Origin of the sequence: Halomonas sp. KM072 (assembly GCF_050710315.1) — a bacterium.
In the GTDB taxonomy this organism is placed as follows: domain Bacteria; phylum Pseudomonadota; class Gammaproteobacteria; order Pseudomonadales; family Halomonadaceae; genus Vreelandella; species Vreelandella hamiltonii.
Genome location: NZ_CP136132.1, coordinates 979,586 through 998,730 on the forward strand (window position 1 = coordinate 979,586; position 19,145 = coordinate 998,730).

At 62.4% G+C, this 19,145-nt stretch carries 16 protein-coding genes; 12 read left to right on the top strand and 4 right to left on the bottom strand.

Annotation, left to right across the window (positions count from 1 at the left end; all coding sequences use genetic code 11):
• Window positions 1-24 precede the first annotated feature (24 nt).
• Entirely contained in the window at window positions 25-1,095 is a 1,071-nt protein-coding gene (locus RVM26_RS04445) for an agmatine deiminase family protein (RefSeq protein ID WP_498941051.1), read from the bottom strand.
• 198 nt (window positions 1,096-1,293) lie between these two features.
• Between RVM26_RS04445 and RVM26_RS04450 the strand changes: the two genes are divergently transcribed.
• Both RVM26_RS04450 and RVM26_RS04455 read left to right on the top strand, forming a co-directional pair.
• Window positions 1,294-2,535 carry an ABC transporter permease gene (locus RVM26_RS04450; protein WP_498941053.1) on the top strand — a complete coding sequence of 414 codons (1,242 nt, stop codon included), beginning with the start codon at window positions 1,294-1,296 and terminating at the stop codon, window positions 2,533-2,535.
• 10 nt (window positions 2,536-2,545) lie between these two features.
• Entirely contained in the window at window positions 2,546-3,256 is a 711-nt protein-coding gene (locus RVM26_RS04455) for an ABC transporter ATP-binding protein (protein WP_016913534.1), read from the top strand.
• Between the two features lie 11 nt (window positions 3,257-3,267).
• On the opposite strand, the gene RVM26_RS04460 is transcribed toward RVM26_RS04455, so the two are convergent.
• Complete coding sequence (locus RVM26_RS04460; RefSeq protein ID WP_498941055.1) at window positions 3,268-3,819, bottom strand: DUF2062 domain-containing protein; 552 nt, start codon at window positions 3,817-3,819, stop codon at window positions 3,268-3,270.
• Window positions 3,820-3,914: 95 nt separating this feature from the next.
• Here RVM26_RS04460 and RVM26_RS04465 point away from each other — a divergent pair, with 95 nt between their 5' ends.
• The 7 genes from RVM26_RS04465 to murB are packed head-to-tail and all read left to right on the top strand — an operon-like array spanning window position 3,915 to window position 11,484.
• Window positions 3,915-6,209, top strand: a complete 2,295-nt coding sequence (locus RVM26_RS04465; protein WP_498941058.1) for a ComEC/Rec2 family competence protein — start codon at window positions 3,915-3,917, stop codon at window positions 6,207-6,209.
• Window positions 6,210-6,265: 56 nt separating this feature from the next.
• The gene (gene msbA / locus RVM26_RS04470; protein ID WP_498941060.1) at window positions 6,266-8,002 is read left to right on the top strand and encodes a lipid A export permease/ATP-binding protein MsbA; all 1,737 of its coding nucleotides are present in this window, start codon (window positions 6,266-6,268) and stop codon (window positions 8,000-8,002) included.
• A complete protein-coding gene (gene lpxK / locus RVM26_RS04475; RefSeq protein ID WP_498941061.1) occupies window positions 7,999-9,015 on the top strand; it encodes a tetraacyldisaccharide 4'-kinase in 1,017 nt (338 codons plus the stop codon). Before msbA ends, lpxK begins: the two co-directional genes overlap by 4 nt.
• Complete coding sequence (locus RVM26_RS04480; protein WP_026001654.1) at window positions 9,008-9,217, top strand: Trm112 family protein; 210 nt, start codon at window positions 9,008-9,010, stop codon at window positions 9,215-9,217. Before lpxK ends, RVM26_RS04480 begins: the two co-directional genes overlap by 8 nt.
• Window positions 9,217-9,999 carry a 3-deoxy-manno-octulosonate cytidylyltransferase gene (gene kdsB / locus RVM26_RS04485; protein ID WP_287805741.1) on the top strand — a complete coding sequence of 261 codons (783 nt, stop codon included), beginning with the start codon at window positions 9,217-9,219 and terminating at the stop codon, window positions 9,997-9,999. Before RVM26_RS04480 ends, kdsB begins: the two co-directional genes overlap by 1 nt.
• Window positions 9,996-10,463, top strand: a complete 468-nt coding sequence (locus RVM26_RS04490) for a low molecular weight protein-tyrosine-phosphatase (RefSeq protein ID WP_287805738.1) — start codon at window positions 9,996-9,998, stop codon at window positions 10,461-10,463. The genes kdsB and RVM26_RS04490 overlap by 4 nt, the downstream gene beginning before the upstream one ends.
• A 25-nt stretch (window positions 10,464-10,488) precedes the next feature.
• Complete coding sequence (gene murB / locus RVM26_RS04495) at window positions 10,489-11,484, top strand: UDP-N-acetylmuramate dehydrogenase (protein WP_498941708.1); 996 nt, start codon at window positions 10,489-10,491, stop codon at window positions 11,482-11,484.
• A gap of 52 nt (window positions 11,485-11,536) precedes the next feature.
• On the opposite strand, the gene rne is transcribed toward murB, so the two are convergent.
• Window positions 11,537-14,815: a ribonuclease E domain-containing protein gene (gene rne / locus RVM26_RS04500; protein WP_498941063.1), complete on the bottom strand. Its 3,279-nt coding sequence runs from the start codon at window positions 14,813-14,815 to the stop codon at window positions 11,537-11,539.
• 699 nt (window positions 14,816-15,514) lie between these two features.
• On the opposite strand from rne, the gene RVM26_RS04505 reads away from it, so the two are divergent.
• The 3 genes from RVM26_RS04505 (at window position 15,515) to sppA (ending at window position 18,379) form a co-directional block, all read left to right on the top strand.
• Window positions 15,515-16,465, top strand: coding sequence for an RluA family pseudouridine synthase (locus RVM26_RS04505; RefSeq protein WP_287805732.1), 951 nt, complete (start codon window positions 15,515-15,517; stop codon window positions 16,463-16,465).
• Window positions 16,466-16,475: 10 nt separating this feature from the next.
• Window positions 16,476-17,126, top strand: a complete 651-nt coding sequence (locus RVM26_RS04510; RefSeq protein ID WP_287805729.1) for an HAD family hydrolase — start codon at window positions 16,476-16,478, stop codon at window positions 17,124-17,126.
• Window positions 17,127-17,263: 137 nt separating this feature from the next.
• Complete coding sequence (gene sppA / locus RVM26_RS04515; protein ID WP_287805726.1) at window positions 17,264-18,379, top strand: signal peptide peptidase SppA; 1,116 nt, start codon at window positions 17,264-17,266, stop codon at window positions 18,377-18,379.
• A gap of 21 nt (window positions 18,380-18,400) precedes the next feature.
• Here sppA and RVM26_RS04520 read toward each other — a convergent pair whose 3' ends face one another.
• Complete coding sequence (locus RVM26_RS04520; protein WP_287805723.1) at window positions 18,401-19,003, bottom strand: Maf family protein; 603 nt, start codon at window positions 19,001-19,003, stop codon at window positions 18,401-18,403.
• Window positions 19,004-19,145: the final 142 nt, after the last annotated feature.

Below are 19,145 nucleotides of genomic sequence, written 5' to 3' on the forward strand. Positions count from 1 at the left end.
GACATTAGCTTCAAGACATTATCTTCAAGACATGGAAACAATCGGGGCGAGTGTGCCTTTGGGTAGCTGCATGGTCAGGCAGTGCAGGCTGCCGTGCTGGCGAATCACGCTGACGCACTCGATCGGGATCAGCGTGTGCTCCGGAAACGCCGTGGCCAGGGCTTGCAGGGCGACCACGTCGGCGGGGTCACCATAGGTGGGCACCAGTACCGCCTCGTTGATGATCAGGAAGTTGGCGTAGGTGGCCGGCAGCCGGTGGCCATCTTCCGGATCGAAGCAGGCCTGTGGCCAGGGCAGGGCGATCAGGCGGTAGGGCTCGCCATTGCGCTGGCGGAATGCCTTGAGCTCCTGTTCCATGGCCTGCAGTGCCGGATAATGCGGATCTGTTGGATCGTCGCAGCGCACGTAGGCAATGGTGGTGGGGTCACAAAAGCGTGCCAGCGTGTCCACATGGCTGTCGGTATCGTCGCCTTCCAGGTGGCCATGAGCCAGCCACAGAAAGTGGTCCACGCCGAAATCTTCTGCCAGCCGGGCTTCCACATCGGCGCGGCTGAGGGTCGGGTTGCGGTTGGGGTTCAGCAAGCAGGCGTCGGTCGTCAACAGCGTGCCTTCGCCGTCGGTCTCGATGCCGCCCCCTTCCAGTACCATGGCCCGAGAGGCGACGGGGCAGGCCCATACTCCGGCGTCGGCCAGCCATTGGGTGAGCTGGTTGTCGTGCTCGGCAGGAAATTTGCCGCCCCAGCCGGTAAAGGTATAGTCCAGCAGCAGGGGCTGATCCTCTTCGTCCAGCACCGTGATGGGGCCGTGATCGCGCGCCCAGGTATCATCGGTGGGTGCGACAATCAGCTGCAGCTGCGCGTCGGGGATGCCATAAGCGCTGAACGTGGCGAGCAGGCGTTGCCGAGTCGCCTCATCCGGCACGCTGATGATGACGCGTTGAAAGCGTGCGGTGGCCAACACAATGCGCTCAAGGGTCGCTTCGATCCGCGATAGCATGGGCGCCCAGTCGCCGTCTGGGCGGGGCCAGGTCAACTGTAGGCCATCCTGTGGATGCCATTCGGGGAGCAAGCGATACGTCTTGATAGCCAATGTCACGGGTACTCGTGTCGAGGTAAGAGAGCTCGCCCAGGGGGCAAGAGGAACGGGCGCAATTTAGGGGGTTGCCACGCAACTTGCAAGCGTTACCGTGTGCCAGGGAACAGCCGCTGCTTTCGCCACTCTAAGGCTGCGTTTGTATATGCAGCCATGCTGAAAAAACCGTACCATGGACGCTCATTATTAAGGAATGAAGCCATGCTTGATCGTTTGCCTTTCCTGGTGGGGCTGCGCTATGTGCGCGCTAAACGCCGCAACCATTTTATTTCGTTCATTTCGCTGACCTCGATGCTTGGGTTGATGCTCGGCGTGGCGGTGTTGATTCTGGTGTTGTCGGTCATGAATGGCTTCGATCATGAGCTGCGCACGCGTATCCTCGGCATGGTGCCGCACACCAAGATCGAAGCGCAGGAGGGTCTGGTCGAATGGGAGGCGCTGGCCAACCGGCTGACGCAGCGCGACCGGGTGATTGGCGCGGCGCCCTACGTCGAGCAGCAGGGTATGTTCTCGTCGGGTGGGCGTAATCAGGGGGCCATGGTGAACGGCATCCACCCTGACTGGGAAGGCCAGGTGTCGATCATTGGCCAGCACATGCGGGAAGGTGAGCTGGCCGATCTGGTGCCCGGCGAGTGGAATGTGGTGCTGGGCTCCATGCTGGCCAGGCGTCTTGGCGTCGGGGTGGGTGACCGCGTCACGCTGCTGGTGCCCGAAGCGTCGATTACGCCCGCTGGGGTCTTTCCCCGGCTGAAGCGTTTTACGGTTAGTGGAATCTTCAGCGTGGGCGCGGATCTGGATGCCAATCTGGCCTATGCCAACATCGAAGACATGCAGACCCTGGCGCGCATGGGCGACGCCGTAGGCGGGCTGCGACTCGAGCTGGATGATCTGTTCGTGGCCGGGAGCGAAACCCAGGCCATCGTCAGGGAGCTGGGCTCGGGTTATCGTGGCACCGACTGGACGTTCTCCCACGGCAACCTGTTCCAGGCCATCCAGATGGAGAAGCGCATGATTGCACTGCTGCTGACGGTGATCATTGCGGTGGCGGCGTTCAACATTGTGTCCACCCTGGTTATGGTGGTGACCGACAAGCGTGCCGACATTGCCATCTTGCGCACCATCGGTGCCACACCACGCTCGATCATGGGTATTTTCATCGTCCAGGGGTTGGCCATCGGCTTGATCGGCATTGCCGTCGGGGTAGCGGTCGGCATTGCGCTGGCGCTGACCATTTCCGACATCATCGCCTGGTTCGAGAGTGCTTTCGGCATCCAGTTCCTCGATGCTGGGGTCTACTTCATCAGCGACTTGCCCTCGCGCTTGCAGTGGAGCGATGTGCGGGACATCGTGCTGGCCGCCTTCGGCCTGACGTTCCTCTCGACACTTTACCCTGCCTGGCGAGCAGCTCGGGTTCAACCGGCTGACGTACTGCGCTATGAATAAGGATGCTCTGATGACTTCGACGATTACTCAACCACCCGCCGTCATGCTGGAATGCCGTGGCCTGACACGGGTGTATAGCGAAGGGCCGCAGGATTTGACGGTGCTGGACCAGCTGGATCTGCAGGTACATGCCGGGGAGCGCGTGGCCATCGTGGGCAGCTCCGGTTCCGGCAAGACTACGCTGTTGAACCTGCTGGGGGGGCTGGATCGCCCCAGTGAGGGCAGCGTGGTGATCGCCGGCGAGCCGCTGTCGGACCTCAACGAAGCCGCACTTGGCAAGTTTCGCAATCGCTATATCGGTTTCGTTTACCAGTTCCACCACCTGCTGGCCGAGTTCACTGCCTTGGAGAATGCCGCGCTGCCGCTGATCATTCGCGGCCAGGCGAAAAAGGTCGCCGAACAGCGCGCCTTGCAACTGCTCGACCGGGTGGGGATGAAGGCGCGTGCCGACCACAAGCCTGGTGAGCTTTCGGGCGGCGAGCGCCAGCGTGTGGCCATTGCCAGGGCGCTGGTGACCGACCCGAGCCTGGTGTTGATGGATGAGCCCACTGGGAATCTCGATCAGACCACCGCCAGTACCATTCTGGACTTGATGGATGAGCTGGCCAAGGAGAGCGCCTGTGCCTTCGTGATCGTGACTCACGATGTGAGCCTGGCGGCTCATCAGGATCGGGTCATGAAGCTGGATGGTGGGCGGCTCGTCGAGCAGCTCCAGAGTTAATCGCTCAGGGGTTAATCGTCGAACTGCGATTCGATGCAGGCTCTGCGCCGTCGCCTTTTCAGGCGGCGGCGTTTCCAGTTATGGGAGACGTGCCAGCGCCAGATGAGCCGAATTGCGACGTTGGCGATGAGGGCCAGTGCGATGGCAATGATCAGTGAGCCCAGCAGGAGGGGCGGCAGGATGTCGTGCATCTGCTCGGCTATCCAGCGGGTCGAAATGCGTGATGGCGCCTCGCGTACCGGAGCGCCCAGCAAAAAAGTACCGATCCGGTAATTGATGTAGAAGATCAGCGGCATGGTCAGCGGATTGGTGACCCACACCAGACCCACCGACAGGGCCAGGTTGCAGCGAGCCAGCCGTGCTCCCAGCGCGGCCACGACCATTTGAAAAGGAATGGGCAGCATGGCACAAAAAAGCCCGACACTGAATGCGTTGGCAACGCTGCGTCGAGTGAGTAGCCACAAACCTGGGTCGGCAATCAACGGCGCCATGAAACGTAGCGATCGTTGGCGTCGGATGGTGTCCGGTTTAGGCATGTAGCGCTGCAGGAAACGGCGCGGCATGTCAGGTACTCTTGCTATTGGTGCAAGCTATTATCCACATAGTGCAGGGCATAGGCTACGTTACTGAGGCGAAGAGTCTCGGCCAGGGAGGTGGAATGGGGCGAGGGAGTGCGGTGCCAGCGGCCTTGGCTGCGCTGTTGGGCGGTGCGCTGGCAGGTTGGCTGGGGGCCGAGCGGGACGCCACCCTGGCGCTGGCACTGCTGATGGTGGCTGCCGTGATCGTGGCGACGATGCGCCCACGCTGGTGGATATGGCTGGCGCTGGTGGCACTGATGGTGCTGACCCTTCAGCAGGAGTGGGGCAAGCGACTGCCCGACGGCTTGAGCGGCCAGGACCTGACCCTGGAGGCCCGCGTGCTCCACGTGCAAAGAGAGGACGGCGGCAGCCAGCGTTTGAGGCTGGCGGTAGAAGCGTGCCGCTCGCCGGAGTCCCTGCTGCCCTGTGATCGGCTGAAGCAAGTGCGGGTCAACGCCTACTCGGCTTTTCCCTCGTCTGCCTCCCAGTCCAGTGCGGTTTACGCCGTTGGCGAGCGCTGGCAGCTGACCGTTCGGCTGCGCCCACCCAGAGGCTTTGCCAACCCCAACAGCTTTGACTATGCCCAGTGGCTATGGCGTGAAGGTATTCATGCCACTGGCTATGTACGCAACGACCCTGCGCCCGAACGTTTGTCGGAGGCGCCTTTCCAACTACGTCAGCAGGCGGTGGCCTACCTGGAGAGTACTGCGCCAGAGGCGCGTACCCAGCGCTGGCTGGCCGCGTTGACGCTGGGCGATAGCGACCAGCTGACGCAGCAGGACTGGGCGCTGTTGAATGCCACCGGCACCACGCACCTGGTGGTGATTTCCGGTTTGCACGTTGGCCTGGTGGCGTCCTTTGCGCTGCTGTTGGCCCGCTTGGCAGCACGGCTGATGACTCCCGGTGACTGGCGCCTGCGCGTCTGGCCCTGGTGGGTGGCGGGGGCGGCTGCCGTGGGCTATGCACTGCTGGCAGGGCTGGCACCTCCTGCCATGCGCGCCATGATCATGACCCTGCTGGGGCTATGGGTGTTGAGCGGGCGCCATGCGCCAGGCCCCTGGCAGGCCTGGTGGCTGGCCCTCGCCGTTATCGTGGTGGCCGACCCGCTCTCTCTATGGCGGCCCGGTTTGTGGCTGTCGTTCGTGGCGGTGGGCTGGCTGATCGTGATCTGGCAGGGGCGCCCTCGTCCTCGGGGTATCAAAGGCTGGTGCTGGGCGCTGCTGCGTTCCCAGCTGTTGCTGGCGCCGCTGATGGCGGCGGCGGTGCTGTTGGCATTTGGCCGAGTGGCGCCCGCGGCTCCGCTGGTCAATCTGTTGGCCGTCCCTTGGGTCAGCTCGATCATGGTGCCTTCGGCGCTGCTGGGGTGGCTACTCGCGCCGCTGCCGGGCATTGGACTGGCAGCCTGGTGGGTGTTCGCACAGGCGCTGGCGCTGTTCCATTATCTACTGGAGGCCTCGCTGGCCCTGGCACCGCTGTGGCAGCCACCGCCCGAGCACGTTTACCCGTTGGCACTGGCCTGGCTGCTGCTGGCGCTTGGCTGGGGATTGCCCGCCACGCCCAACGGGGTGCGCATACTGGTTACGCTATTGGCGCTGAGCGCTCCCTGGTGGCCAAGTGAACGCGTCGAAGAGCGTCGGCTGGTCGTCACCGTGCACGATGTGGGGCAGGGCCAGCTGGTCGAGCTGCGCAGCGCCGGTTATCGGATGCTTTACGATACGGGGCCGCGTTTTCGCAGCGGTTTCATGCCCTTGCAAACGCTCTGGCCGCCTGGTCAGGCCTTCGACCTGGTGGTGGTCAGCCATGCCGATACCGACCATGCAGGCGGTGTCGAAGCGTTGCGGGACGAGCATCAGGTGGCGGACTGGCGTGCCCCGCTGGACGAGCCGCTGATCGTTGCCAGCACGCCCTGTGAGCAGGGCCAGCAGTGGCAGCAGGAGGGGATCATCTATCGTTTCCTCTGGCCCCCGGCAGGACATCAGCAGCTCTCTTCCAATGACCGCTCCTGCGTGCTGGAAGTCCAGGTGGGAGAGCATCGGCTGCTGATCACCGGGGACGTGGGGCGTCAGGTGGAACGCCACTTGCTGCCCCTGTTGGCTGGTGACGTCACGGTGCTGGTGGCGGGCCATCACGGCAGTCACACCAGCTCCGGTGTGCAGTTCGTCCGTGAAGCGATGCCTCGGCATGCCATCTTCAGTGCCGGACGCGATAATGCCTTCCAGCACCCGGCCGATGAGGTGGTACGGCGCTTTCGCCATCAGCACAGCTGCCTGTGGAGTACCGCCCATGATGGCGCGGTGCGTATCCGCCTGGAACCGGGGGTGCCCGTGCAGATAGATACCCAGCGGCGTGTTCCCGGTGGCCAGAAGCGGTGTTGAAGCGAGCCACCATAGGGTAGAATCGCCCCCACTGCACACTACTGCCGGGAGCGCGTGTGACTGATTCAGGTTGGGTACTCTATAAACGTTTGTTGAGTTATGTGAAGCCACACTGGCGCGCTTTCTCGCTTGCCGTGATCGGGTTTCTGATTTACGCCGCGTCCAGCACCGCGCTGGCCGAGATGATGAAGCGCCTCATCGATGGCATTCAGCATCCCGATGCCGCGTTTCGGCTGTTTCTGCCCTTGTTCGTCGTGCTGATGTTCGCAGCCCGAGGGTTGGGCACTTTCCTCAGTACTTATTTCATGGCCTACGTGGGGCGCTACGTGATTCATACGCTGCGCTGTAACGTATTCGATCACATGCTGCATTTGCCGGGGCGGTTTTTCGATCACCACTCCAGCGGCCATCTGGTGTCACGGGTGACCTACCATGTCGAGCAGGTTGCCGGGGCGGCGACCAACGCGGTGACCATCATTCTCCGTGAAGGGCTCTTCGTGGTGGGTCTGATTGGCTACCTGTTCTGGACCAACTGGATGCTCACTCTGCTGTTCATGGGCGTGACGCCGTTGATTGCCGGTGTGGTGAGTTACGTCAGCAAGCGCTTTCGGCGCATCTCCAAGCGCATCCAGCACTCCATGGGCGATGTGACGCACGTGGCCTCGGAAGCCCTCTCGGGGTATCGCGTGGTGCGCACCCATGGTGCCGAAGCCTATGAAAAGCAGCGCTTCGAACGTGTCAGTGAAGAGAATCGTCGGCAAAGCATGAAAGAAGCCATGACCCGGGCGGTCAGCTCGCCGGTGATTCTGATGCTGGTGGCCATTTCCATGGCCCTGCTGGTATGGCTGGCCATGGCCCCTCGTTTGATGGCCAACATGACGCCCGGTGAATTCGTTGCCTTCATTACTGCCGCTGCGCTGATGATCAAACCAGTACGTCAGCTCACCGAAGTGAACAGTGAGATTCAGAAGGGCATTGCCGCTGCTGCCGAGCTGTTCGGTCTCATGGACCTGGCCCCGGAGCGTGACGAGGGCGACGTGGTGCCGAGCCGCTTGACTGGCGAGGTGGTCATCGACCATGTCAGCTTCCGCTACGCCGACGACCAGCCCAACGTGCTGCACGATATTCAGCTGCGCGTCGCCCCCGGCGAATTGGTGGCTATCGTGGGGCGCTCGGGAAGCGGCAAGTCTACCCTGGTGAGCCTGCTGCCACGCTTCTATCGACCCACCGAAGGCCAGATCCTGATCGATGGCATCGATGCCGACCGCTACGCGCTGGGGCCGCTGCGGCAGCAGATAGCGCTGGTTTCCCAGCAGGTCACCCTGTTCAATGCCACCATCGCCGACAATATCGCCTATGGCGTGGAAAATCCGGACATGGCCGCCGTGAAGGCTGCCGCAGAAGCCGCCTACGCCAGTGAGTTCATCGACAAACTGCCCGAAGGCTATCTCACCGTGGTAGGCGAAAATGGGGTCATGCTCTCGGGCGGGCAGCGCCAGCGGTTGGCGATTGCCCGAGCCATCTTCAAGGATGCTCCGATTCTGATTCTGGACGAGGCTACCTCGGCGCTGGATACCGAATCCGAACGCTATATCCAGAAAGCCCTGGAGCGGGTCTGTGAGGGGCGCACCACGCTGGTGATCGCCCACCGCCTGTCGACCATCGAGCGTGCCGACCGCATTCTGGTCATGGACCAGGGGCGTATCGTGGAGCAGGGCACCCATCAGGCGCTGCTGGAAAAGTCAGGTGCTTATGCGGCCCTGCACCAGCTTCAGTTTCAGGAGCACGAGTGAGCCTGGCGAAGCGCTGGCTCGACGCCGCCTACGGCGGAAGCCCGTGGCTGGCGCCGCTGTTTCCGTTAGGCAATTTATACCGTTATCTTATGCGTCGTCGAGCGCGTGAATACCGACGGGGGCACAAGCCCGTCTGGCGGGCGGAGGTGCCGGTGATCGTGGTGGGCAATATCACCCTGGGCGGCACCGGCAAGTCACCGCTGGTGGCCTGGTTGGGGCGCTGGCTGGTCGCGCAGGGCTACTCGCCAGGCATCGTGACCCGGGGGTATGGCGGCACCGCACCCCATTATCCGCTTCACGTCACGCCCACCACGGACCCCGCGCATAGCGGTGACGAACCGCTCATGCTGGTTCAGCAGACCGGACTGCCCGTCATCGCAGACCCGCAGCGGGTTCGGGGCGCCCGAGCGCTGGTCGAGATGGGCTGCGATGTCGTGATCAGCGATGACGGCTTGCAACACCTGGCACTGGGGCGCGATATTGAACTGGTGGTGGTCGATGGCAGCCGTGGGCTGGGCAACCAGCGCTGCCTGCCTGCAGGACCGCTGCGCGAAGGCGTTGCTCGCTTGCAACAAGTGGATGCGGTGATCGTCAATGGCACGCTGACGGCTCCCTTGCCGGTGCCTTCGGTGGCCATGCAACTGGTACCTCAAGGCTGGCGCAAGCTGGCCAGTGGCCAGCACTACCCGCTGGCTCCCTTGCCCTTTACGCTGCCAGCACATGCGCTGGCGGGGATCGGCAACCCGCAGCGCTTTTTCAAGACCCTCGAAACGCTGGGGGTCCATGGGGAACAGCACCCCTTGGCGGATCATCACGCTTTCGATGAGCGAACCTTCAAGCCCATGGCCTTCGGGCCGGTGGTCATGACGGCCAAGGATGCGGTCAAATGCCGTGAGCTGGCCCCGGCGGACAGCTGGGTGCTGGAGGTGGAAGCACGGCTTCCAGAAGAGTTTGAAGATTGGCTGGCTTCCAGGCTGGCAGAACTGACACAAAGGGGAAGCACCGATGGATAAGGAACTGTTGGCAATGCTGGTTTGCCCGCTCTGCAACGGCAAGCTGAAGTATCAGCGCGACGCACAGGAGCTGTGCTGCCACTATGATGGTCTGGCCTATCCCATCCGAGACGGGATTCCGGTGATGCTGCCTGAAGAAGCGCGGCAGATGGACGCCGATGAGAAACTGGCCACTTCACCTGGCCGTACCGGGGAGGTGTGATGGGCTCTGCGGCGCAATTCATCGCGGTCGTCCCGGCACGGTTCGGCTCTTCACGGCTGCCTGGCAAGCCGCTTCTGGATATCGCCGGTGAGCCCATGGTGGCCCACGTATGGCGCCGTGCCTGCGAGAGCCAGGCGCAGCGAGTCATCGTGGCCACTGACGACGAGCGTATCCGTGACGCCATGCAGGCCTACGGCGCGGAAGTGGTCATGACTCGGGCCGACCATCCCTCCGGCACGGACCGGCTGGCCGAAGTGGCCGAACAGCTCTCACTGGCGGGTGACACGCTGGTCGTCAACGTGCAGGGTGATGAGCCATTGATTCCTCCCGTGTTGATCGACCAGGTAGCCCAGCGGCTGGCAGACGATCCTGAGGCGGCCATGGCCACTTTGGCCGAGCCCATCGGCGATGTGGATACGCTATTCAACCCCAATGTGGTCAAGGTGGTGCGTTCACTGCAAGGGCGCGCGCTCTATTTTTCCCGAGCGCCGATCCCTTGGGACAGAGAGCAGTTCAAGACTCAGCCCGATTTGCTCACCACCGATGCCTGGCTGCGCCATATTGGCATCTACGCTTATCGTGCCAGCTTTCTGGCCACCTACCGTGATCTGACGGCGTCCAGCCTGGAGCAGTTGGAACAGCTCGAGCAGCTGCGTGTATTGCAGCACGGTCATGCCATTCAGGTGGCGCTGGCCGCGGCGGCGAACCCGGCGGGGGTCGATACCCCTGAGGACCTGACACGGGTACGCGCCTTGTTGACCTCATCGGAGGATCGTTCATGAAGCGCGTGCTGTTCGTCTGTTTAGGCAATATTTGCCGCTCGCCCACGGCGGAAGGCGTTTTTCAGCAGGCCGTGGTGCGAGCAGGGCTGGATGGCCGCGTCACCATCGACTCCTGCGGAGTAGGTGACTGGCACGTGGGGAAAGCCCCAGACCCCCGCTCCCAGGCGGCGGCGCGTCAACGAGGTATCGAGATTGGCCATCTTCGCGCTCGCCAATTGAAAGTCAGTGACTTCCACGAGTTCGACTACGTGCTGGGCATGGATCGCGAAAACCTCGCCGCCATGCGTGCTCTGCAACCGGCCAATAGTCAGGCCCAAGTAGGGCTGCTGCTCGATTACGCCGGGCTGCCGCAGAGCGATGTGCCTGACCCCTATTACGGTGGCGACGACGGGTTCGAGCAAGTGCTGGACTTGATCGAGCGTGCATCGCAGGGTCTGCTCGATGAGTTGCAGCGTGAACGCTAGCGCTGTCTCCCGTCCTGACGTCCTGATGGCATCCTGGGATCTGACCCAGGCCAATACGCTGCGCTTGCCCTGTGTGGCCGAACAGTGCGCGGCGCCGACCACGCTGGCGGCGTTGCAGGACGTGTTGCATCAGGCACGGCAGCAGCGGAGGCCGATGACGTTGCTCGGGGGGGGCAGTAACGTCCTGTTGCCGAGCCAGTTGTCAGGAGTGGTCATTCGTCCTTCGCTCCAGCAGTGGTGGTTGGAGCGGCGTGGCCGGGAGGTGTTGGCCTACGTAGGGGCGGGAGTGAATTGGCACGCACTGGTGATGGCGCTGGCGGCGCGTGGCCTGTGGGGCTGTGAGAATCTGGCGCTGATCCCCGGTGACTGTGGGGCCGCTCCGGTGCAGAACATAGGTGCCTATGGTGTCGAACTGGCCGACGTGCTGGCGGCGGTGCAGGTGGTCGAACTGGCCACTGGGGAAGTGCGCTGGCTGGATGCCGAGGCGTGTCAGTTTGGTTATCGAGACAGTCTCTTCAAACGTGAGTTGGCAGGCAAGGTGGTCATTACGCAGCTCGTCTTGCGGCTCTCGGAAACGCCCAATCCTCAATTGGGGTATGGCGACCTGGCCGCACGGGTGTCTGCCGCGCCTGACCCGCTGGAGGTGGCGCGTGCGGTCTGCGCCATTCGCCAGCAGAAACTGCCGGACCCCGCCGTGCTGGCCAATGCCGGCAGCTTCTTCAAGAACCCGCTCGTGAGCAGTGACCATGCCCAGCGGCTATTGAACGACTATCCTGGTATGCCGCATTTTCCCCAGCCCGATGGGCAGGTGAAACTGGCGGCCGGATGGCTGATCGACCAGTGTGGCCTGAAAGGGCACCGCCAGGGGGCGTTTGGCGTGCATCAGCATCAGGCGCTGGTGCTGGTGCACTTTGGTGGCGGTAATCGTGCAGAGCTGCTGGCGTTTGCGGATGTCGTTGCAGGTGCGGTCGCCGAGCGTTTTGGCGTCAGCCTGGAAGCGGAGCCACGAGTGATCTCCTGACGATAGCGCATAAAAAACCCCGCCGAGGCGGGGTTTTTTACGGCTGTCAGCATTACTCGGATGAGTTTTGCTGGGCCTGCTGCTTGCGCTGTTCACGCGGGTCGTTATGAGCCCGGCGGCGGCGACGACGTGGCTTGGAGGCCTCCTCGTCAGCGGCAGGCTCGCCACTGGCGTTGGCGTCGGCCGCTGCCTGAGGGGCTTCGGGGGCTTTCTCTGCTGCTGCGTTTTCTGCAGCAGGCGTCGAGCGCTCCTGAGTCGCTTCCGTGGGCGCTTGCTCCGCGTTGGCTGAAGGCGCTTCTTCTACCGGTGCGGCAGATGCTGGCTCCTCGGCCGTGGCGGGCTTTTCCTCAGTGGTGACGGAAGATGGCGCTTCAGTGGCTGCTGAGGTGTCTTCCGCGGCTACTACGGAAGACGCTTTTGAAGGTTCTTCTTCAACGGCCGCTGAGGATTTCTCTTCAACCACCGCAGAAGATTTCTCTTCAACCACCGCCGAAGACTCTTTCTCTACCGCCGCTGAGGGCTCTTTCTCAACCACTGCTGAGGGCTTCTCTTCAACCGCCGCTGAAGGCTCTTTCTCAACCGCCGCTGAGGGCTCTTTCTCAACCGCCGCTGAGGGCTCTTGATCAGCCGCCGAGGTTGGCTGTTCCTCACGTGGCGCTGTCGGCTCTTCTGTGGCTGCAGCGGGTTGCTCATGAGTGGCCGCCGGTGCCTGGGACTCTGTGGCGGATGCGTCGACGGCCCCGTTGTCGTCTCCGGACGCGTTGGCTTGCTTGGCCGCTTCGTCGCGAATGGCCGGTTGACGGCGCTGGCGCGTTGACTTGCGTGCCTTGTCGGCATTGCTGGCACGTGCGGTGGCAGTAGTGTCCTCGGCTGCGGTCTCTGCGGTGGCCTCCTGACGTGCTTCAGGACGCGTGTCTGCCGCTTCGCTGGGCGATTGAGTCGCCGTTTCTGACTCTGACGTGGCTTTCTTTGCAGGCGTTTCAGCGTCTGCCGCCGCTGGGGCAGGGGCTTCCTCGGGTGCCTGCTGGGCTTCTGCCTGGAGCTTCAACTGCTCGGCTTCGGCCTGTGGGCTCAGTGCCTGCTTGCGTGAACGCTGGCGCGGGTTGTTGCGCGTGCGCTTCGGTTTGCCGTCATCCTTTTGCGGCTCGTCCTGCTGAACGGCCTCCGAGCGGCTATCGTCGTGCTTGGGTTTGTTGTCGCGGGGTTTCTCGCGACGCTGCTCCGGCTGCGGGGCGCTGCTGGCAGCATCGTTCTGCGATGACTCCTTGGCAGTCTCTTTCTGACGCGTGTTGCGAGGCGTGCTTTCCTGAGCCCGGCTGTCGTCCTGCTGCGGATGACGACGACGGTTGCGGGTGCGGCTGGGGCCGCTGCGCTTGTCGTTGCTGTCGTCGTTGCGAGCAGCAGGTGCCTTGGTGGCATCGTTACGCTGGTCGCGTGAAGCGCTGTTTTCCTGGCGCTCCGGTGCTGAGCGCTCCTGAGACTGGCGCTCTTGCGCAGGCTTTTGACGACGCTCATTGCGCGGCGGGCGGCTTGGAGCTGCCGACTGCTCGGGCTTGCGGTTCGTCGAGCTGGCTTCCTGAGTGGCCGTCGTGCTGGCCTCATCGCCACCCAGCAGCTTGGCAAAACCGCGAATGAAGCGACCCAGTACGCTGGGCTGTTCTACGGGCGCCACGGCTGCGGCTGGTTTGGCGGGCGCTTCTTCGGTTTGCAGCGATTCGGGGGCCGGGGCGTTGTGAGCGATGCTCTTGACCGCGGCTTCTGCCCGCTGAGCCGGAGCCGCGAAGCTGGGAGGCGGCTCTTTGCCAATCTCGGTGTCCGTGGAGAGTTCGAAGCTCGACAGGGTGTGGCTGTCGTCTTCGTCCAGGTGGTCATCGCGCAGGCGTTGCACGTCGTAGTGCGGGGTGTCCATCTCCGGGCTGGGCAGGATGACCACGCGCACGCCTTGGCGTGATTCGATATCCGCCAGCACGCTGCGCTTTTCGTTGAGCAGATAAGTGGCGACCGGCACGGGCAGGATGGCGCGGATCTGGGCGCTACGCTCTTTCATGGCCTCTTCTTCGATCAGGCGCATGATGGAGAGCGACAGCGAGCGCACATCGCGGATGGTGCCCTGGCCGTTACAGCGGGGGCAGACCACGCCGCTGGTTTCGCCCAGCGAGGGGCGCAGACGCTGGCGCGACATTTCCATCAGTCCGAAGCGCGAAATGCGGCCGATCTGTACGCGGGCGCGGTCCAGTTTGAGCGCATCGCGCATGCGGTTTTCGACTTCACGCTGGTTGCGAGCCGGGCCCATGTCGATGAAATCGATGACCACGAGCCCGCCGATGTCGCGCAGCCGGAGCTGGCGAGCGATCTCATCGGCGGCTTCGGTGTTGGTCTGCAGGGCGGTCTCTTCGATATCGCTGCCACGGGTGGCGCGGGCCGAGTTGATGTCGATGGAGACCAGCGCTTCGGTGTGATCGATGACGATGGAGCCACCGGAAGGCAGTTTCACTTCCCGCTGGTAGGCCGTCTCGATCTGCGACTCGATCTGGAAGCGCGAGAACAGCGGCACTTCATCGGCATACAGCTTGATCTTTTGCTGGTAGGAAGGCATCACCTGGCGGATGAATGCCAGCGCCTCGGCGTGGATGTCGGGACTGTCGATCAACACCTCGCCAATATCCTGGCGCAGGTAGTCGCGCATGGCACGGATGATGACGTTGGATTCGCGGTAGATCAAAAAGGGCGCAGGGCGCTTGGCGGACTCGGTGGTGATCGATTCCCACACCTGCACCAGGTAGTCCAGGTCCCACTGCAGCTCTTCGGAGCTGCGGCCAATACCGGCGGTGCGTACGATCAGGCCCATCTTGTCGGGAACTGTCAGCTGGCCCATGGCATCCTTGAGCTGGCTGCGGTCATCGCCTTCGATACGCCGCGATATGCCACCTGCACGAGGGTTGTTGGGCATCAGTACCAAAAAGCGTCCGGCCAGGCTGATGAAGGTGGTCAGGGCGGCGCCCTTGTTGCCACGCTCTTCCTTGTCTACCTGAACGATGACTTCCTGGCCCTCTTTCAATACTTCCTTGATGTTGGGGCGGCCCGAAACATCCTTGATGAAGTATTCGCGAGAGATCTCTTTCAGCGGCAGAAAGCCGTGGCGCTCGGCGCCAAAGTCGACGAAGGCGGCTTCGAGTGAGGGTTCTACCCGGGTGATTTTGCCTCGGTAGATGTTGGCTTTCTTCTGTTCGCGTGCGCCGGACTCGATATCCAGATCGTAAAGGCGCTGTCCGTCTACCAGGGCGACCCGCAGCTCTTCGGGCTGGGTCGCATTAATAAGCATCCGTTTCATGTGGTCTCACGTAGCATGTCGTGCCGTCAAACGAAGAGTCGTCGACGAACCGCTGTGTGCTGCGTGCTTGTGCTCGGCGCATGGCTATGCTGACGCATCAAGCCGGGAAGGCATCGTAGCCGACCCGGCCAAATAGGGCGTTGAGTACGTGGCGGAGGCAGAACGTGTTTCGGTGGCTGTCACGTCCATCCGGCTCTGCTGACACCGCCTACACCTGGCATTCATCGATTCGTCAACGCCGACTGTCGGCACAGCGTTGATCTTTGCGCCCCGGCATGACAGCGCCTTGTGACGAATAAGGTAACTGCCTGGCAGGGGCGTAACGTTTTTTTGCCAGTCGTGGCTGGCGATATTCTTTTCGCTCTGCCGCGGTCAAGCGACAGAGTTGCTGCATTTCATTACGTAGGAAGCAGGCAATGCGTACACTGCCGAAGGCTTCGTTGCTCTGACCTGCATGTTGGTCGGGCAGGTGCCTAGGCTGACGTGACGGACAATTCGCTAGACGACAATTTGCCATGCAAGGCGGCTTATTGCGTTTCAGATCAGCAAGTCACGTTGGCCGATGAGCGTCTTGGAATATAACAGTAAAGAGAAGCGCCAGCAATTGACGCAATGGGGTAAGGTCTACGCTAGAATGCCGCTTTTCAATCAAGGTCACTGGCCATCATGTGGCGTGGATGACACGAGGAGTGCACGGTAATGTCCGAAGGGCGTGAAGTACAGTGGGTGGAAATCGCCCCGGAGCAGGCGGGTCAACGAATCGACAATTTTCTCATGACTCGATTGAAGGGCGCTCCACGGGCGCTGATCTATCGTATCGTGCGCAAGGGTGAAGTTCGAGTGAACAAGAAACGCGTGAAAGTGGACTATCGCCTGCAGGGTGGAGACCTCGTTCGCGTGCCGCCGTTGCGCCTGGCGCCCAGGGAGGCGGTCAAGGAGGTCAGCGATAACCTGCGCGACGTGTTGGTGGGTAGTGTCATCATGGAAGGGCCGGACTGGATGGTGTTGAACAAGCCTTCTGGCTTGGCGGTGCATGGTGGGAGTGGCGTCAAGATCGGTCTGATCGAGGCATTGCGTCAGGTGCGTGACGACTTGAGCTTTCTCGAGCTGGTCCATCGTCTGGATCGTGATACCTCTGGATGCCTGCTGTTGGCCAAGTCGCGTGAGGCGCTGGTGACCCTCAACGAGGCGCTCAAGAAACACGGTATGGACAAGCGCTACCTGGCGTTGGTGGCAGGGCGCTGGCCTGCCAGAAAGACCTATGAAAGTGCTCGGCTGGACCGTTTCGATGCTGGAAATGGCGAGCGCCGTGTGCGGGTGGATCCCAACGGCAAGGTGTCGCGTACTCACTTTTCCGTCGTGGAAACCTTCGAAAAAGTGACGCTCATCGAGGCCGAGCCGGTGACCGGGCGTACCCATCAGATTCGTGTGCACGCTGCTCATGCGGGGCACGCTTTGCTGGGCGATGACAAATACGCGACGCGTGAAAGCGAACTACTTTCCAGGCAGCTGGGTTTGGGGCGCTTGTTCCTGCATGCGCGCTCATTGACCTTTCCCGAGCCTGGCAACGGTCGTCCGGTGACGGTCAAGGCGCCGCTGCCTGAAGCGCTGGAAGAGACGCTGGCGCGTGCGCGTCAGCCAAGCAAGTAGGGGGAGCCTGGTGCGTTACGAACTGATCATCTTCGACTGGGATGGGACGCTGATGAATTCGGTGCCCAAGATCGTGTCGTGCATGCATGCCGCTGCGGCGGATGTACGCTGGCCGCCCCTGGAAGACAGCGCCATCGAAAACATCATTGGTCTTGGCCTGCCTGAAGCCATTGCAACGCTGTGTCCGGGTATCTCTCCGGAGCAGGCAGAGCGCTTGCGCCAGCGCTACTCGCATCACTTTGTGAGTGGCGACACGACGCCCATGCCTTTTTTCAACGGTGTCGAGGAGCAGTTGGCCAGGCTGCGCCAGCGTCCCCGGCAGCGGCTGGCCGTGGCCACGGGCAAGAGTCGTCGCGGCCTGGATCGTGTCTTTCGAGAAACCGATAGCGGCCAGTGGTTCGATGCCAGTCGTACCGCAGACGAAACCCGCTCCAAACCCCATCCGCAGATGCTGCTGGAGCTGCTCGCCGAGCTGAATACGCCGGTAGAGCGTGCGGTGATGGTGGGTGATACCGAATACGACCTGGAGATGGCGCGTGCCATCGGCATGGATCGTGTCGGTGTGACCTATGGGGTGCACTCTGCCGCGCGGCTGGCGGCGTGCCAGCCTGTGTGGATGGCGGATGACATTCCCGCGCTGTTCGAATGGTTGCATGGCTGACGCTGGGTGACAAAGGGGCTGAGTTCTGCATGGCTACTCTGTATAGCCACTTGTACATGGCCACTTTCAAGCTTGGGTCAGGAAGACAGACAGTATGAGAGACGTCGTATGAGGGGAATCGATATGAGGGAGATAGCATGAGCGACGACCAGCCACGCGATAGAGAGCGAAGCGTTCCCTCCCACGAAGCGTCGTCGGGAAGCGCGCAGGATCCATGGACACAGGGCCCGCAAGTCGCTGCGACCGAATCGAAAGCATCGGCCGCAGGTGAGCCGAGCGACGATGCCGAAACGCTGCGCGAACGTCAGCGTCTGGCTCAGCTGGAAATGATGGACCGCTGGATTGGTGGCGTCTTGACCGAGCAGCGCCGGGCGCGGCGGTGGAAGCTGTTTTTCCGTTTCGTCGTATTGACGCTGGTGCTGGTGTCGATCACCACGACGCTTTACCGCGTGTTCGTCGCAGAGCCGGCCTCAAGTGTGCCGGAGCAGCAGCATCTGGCGTTGGTCGAGGTGCAGGGCGTCATTGCCAGTGATGCGCCCGCCAATGCCGAACGCATCATTCGCGGCTTGAATCGTGCCTGGGAGAGCGAGAGCGCGGCGGCAGTCGTGCTGCATATCGACAGCCCCGGCGGGAGCCCGGTGCAATCCCAGCGCATCCACGCGGAAATCATGCGGCTGCGTGACCTGGGAGACAAACCCATCCTGGCGGTCATCGAAGACGTGGGGGCCAGCGGTGCCTACTATATCGCGTCGGCAGCGGATGAGATCATTGCCTCTCCCGCCAGCCTGGTGGGTTCCATAGGCGTCATCTACGCAGGCTTTGGTTTCCAGGAGGCGATCGGTCGGCTGGGCGTGGAGCGGCGTGTCATGACCGCTGGGGAGAACAAGGCGTTTCTTGATCCGTTCCAGCCGCTCGATGAGGAGGTGGTTCAGTTCTGGCAAACGGTGCTGGCGCAGACCCATGAGCAGTTCATAGCAGACGTCCGGGCCGGGAGAGGCGAGCGCTTGAGTGGCGATCCTGAGATTTTTTCCGGACTGGTATGGAGCGGTGAGCAGGCGCTGGCGCTGGGGCTGGTGGATGAGCTGGCCAGTCTCGAGCAAGTGGCGCGAGCGCGTATCGGAGAAGCCGAGTGGGAGAATTACACGCCTCGGCTGGACCCCTTCGAGCGCCTGACGCGTCGTTTCACCCAGGCGGCAGCGGAAGTGCTGGGGGTGGAAAGCGCCCGCTCGCCGCTGCGCTTCCAGGCCCCCTAGTGGTAAGCCTCCAGATCGTGACTATGCTGCACCGAGCGGGTCCAGGCCTGCCTGGCGCAGCATGTCGCAAAGAGCGATCAACGGCAGGCCGATGAGCGCATTGGGGTCGCGTCCTTCCAGGCGCTCGAACAGCGTGATGCCGAGGCCTTCCATGCGAAAGCTGCCCGCACTGTCCAGCGGTTGCTCCAGGGCGACATAGCGTTCGATTTCGGCATCGCGCAGGTGGCGAAACACGACATCGAACGTCTCGATATGCACCAGGTGGCGCTGCTGGCGTGTATCCAGTAGTGCCAGGCCTGTCAGGAAGCTGACGCGCTGGCCTGAAAAGCGTCTCAGGTTGGCGCAGGCGCGCTCGACGGTATGAGGCTTGCCCAGCACGTCGCCTTCGAACAGCGCAATTTGATCCGACCCGATGATGCAGTGTGCCGGAAACGATTCGGCGACGGCGTGTGCCTTGCTCAGCGATAGTCGATGCACCAGGGCTTCTGGTGTTTCATGGGGCAGCGGTGTCTCATCGATATCCGGCGATTGGCACTGATAGGGTAGCTGTAATCGGTCGAGCAGGGCTTGTCGCGAGCGTGAGCTGGAGGCCAGCACCAGCGTGGCATCGGGGGCGAGGGGCACGATACTCTCCTGTGAAGGGCAAGATTTGGGTGATCGAAAAGAAAAAACGCATCGCCGACAGTGTAGCGAAAAGCCCTGGCGCATGCCTGCAGAGGCTGTCTGCGAACAGAAACTGTCAAGAATTATGCCGCTGGCTTTGACA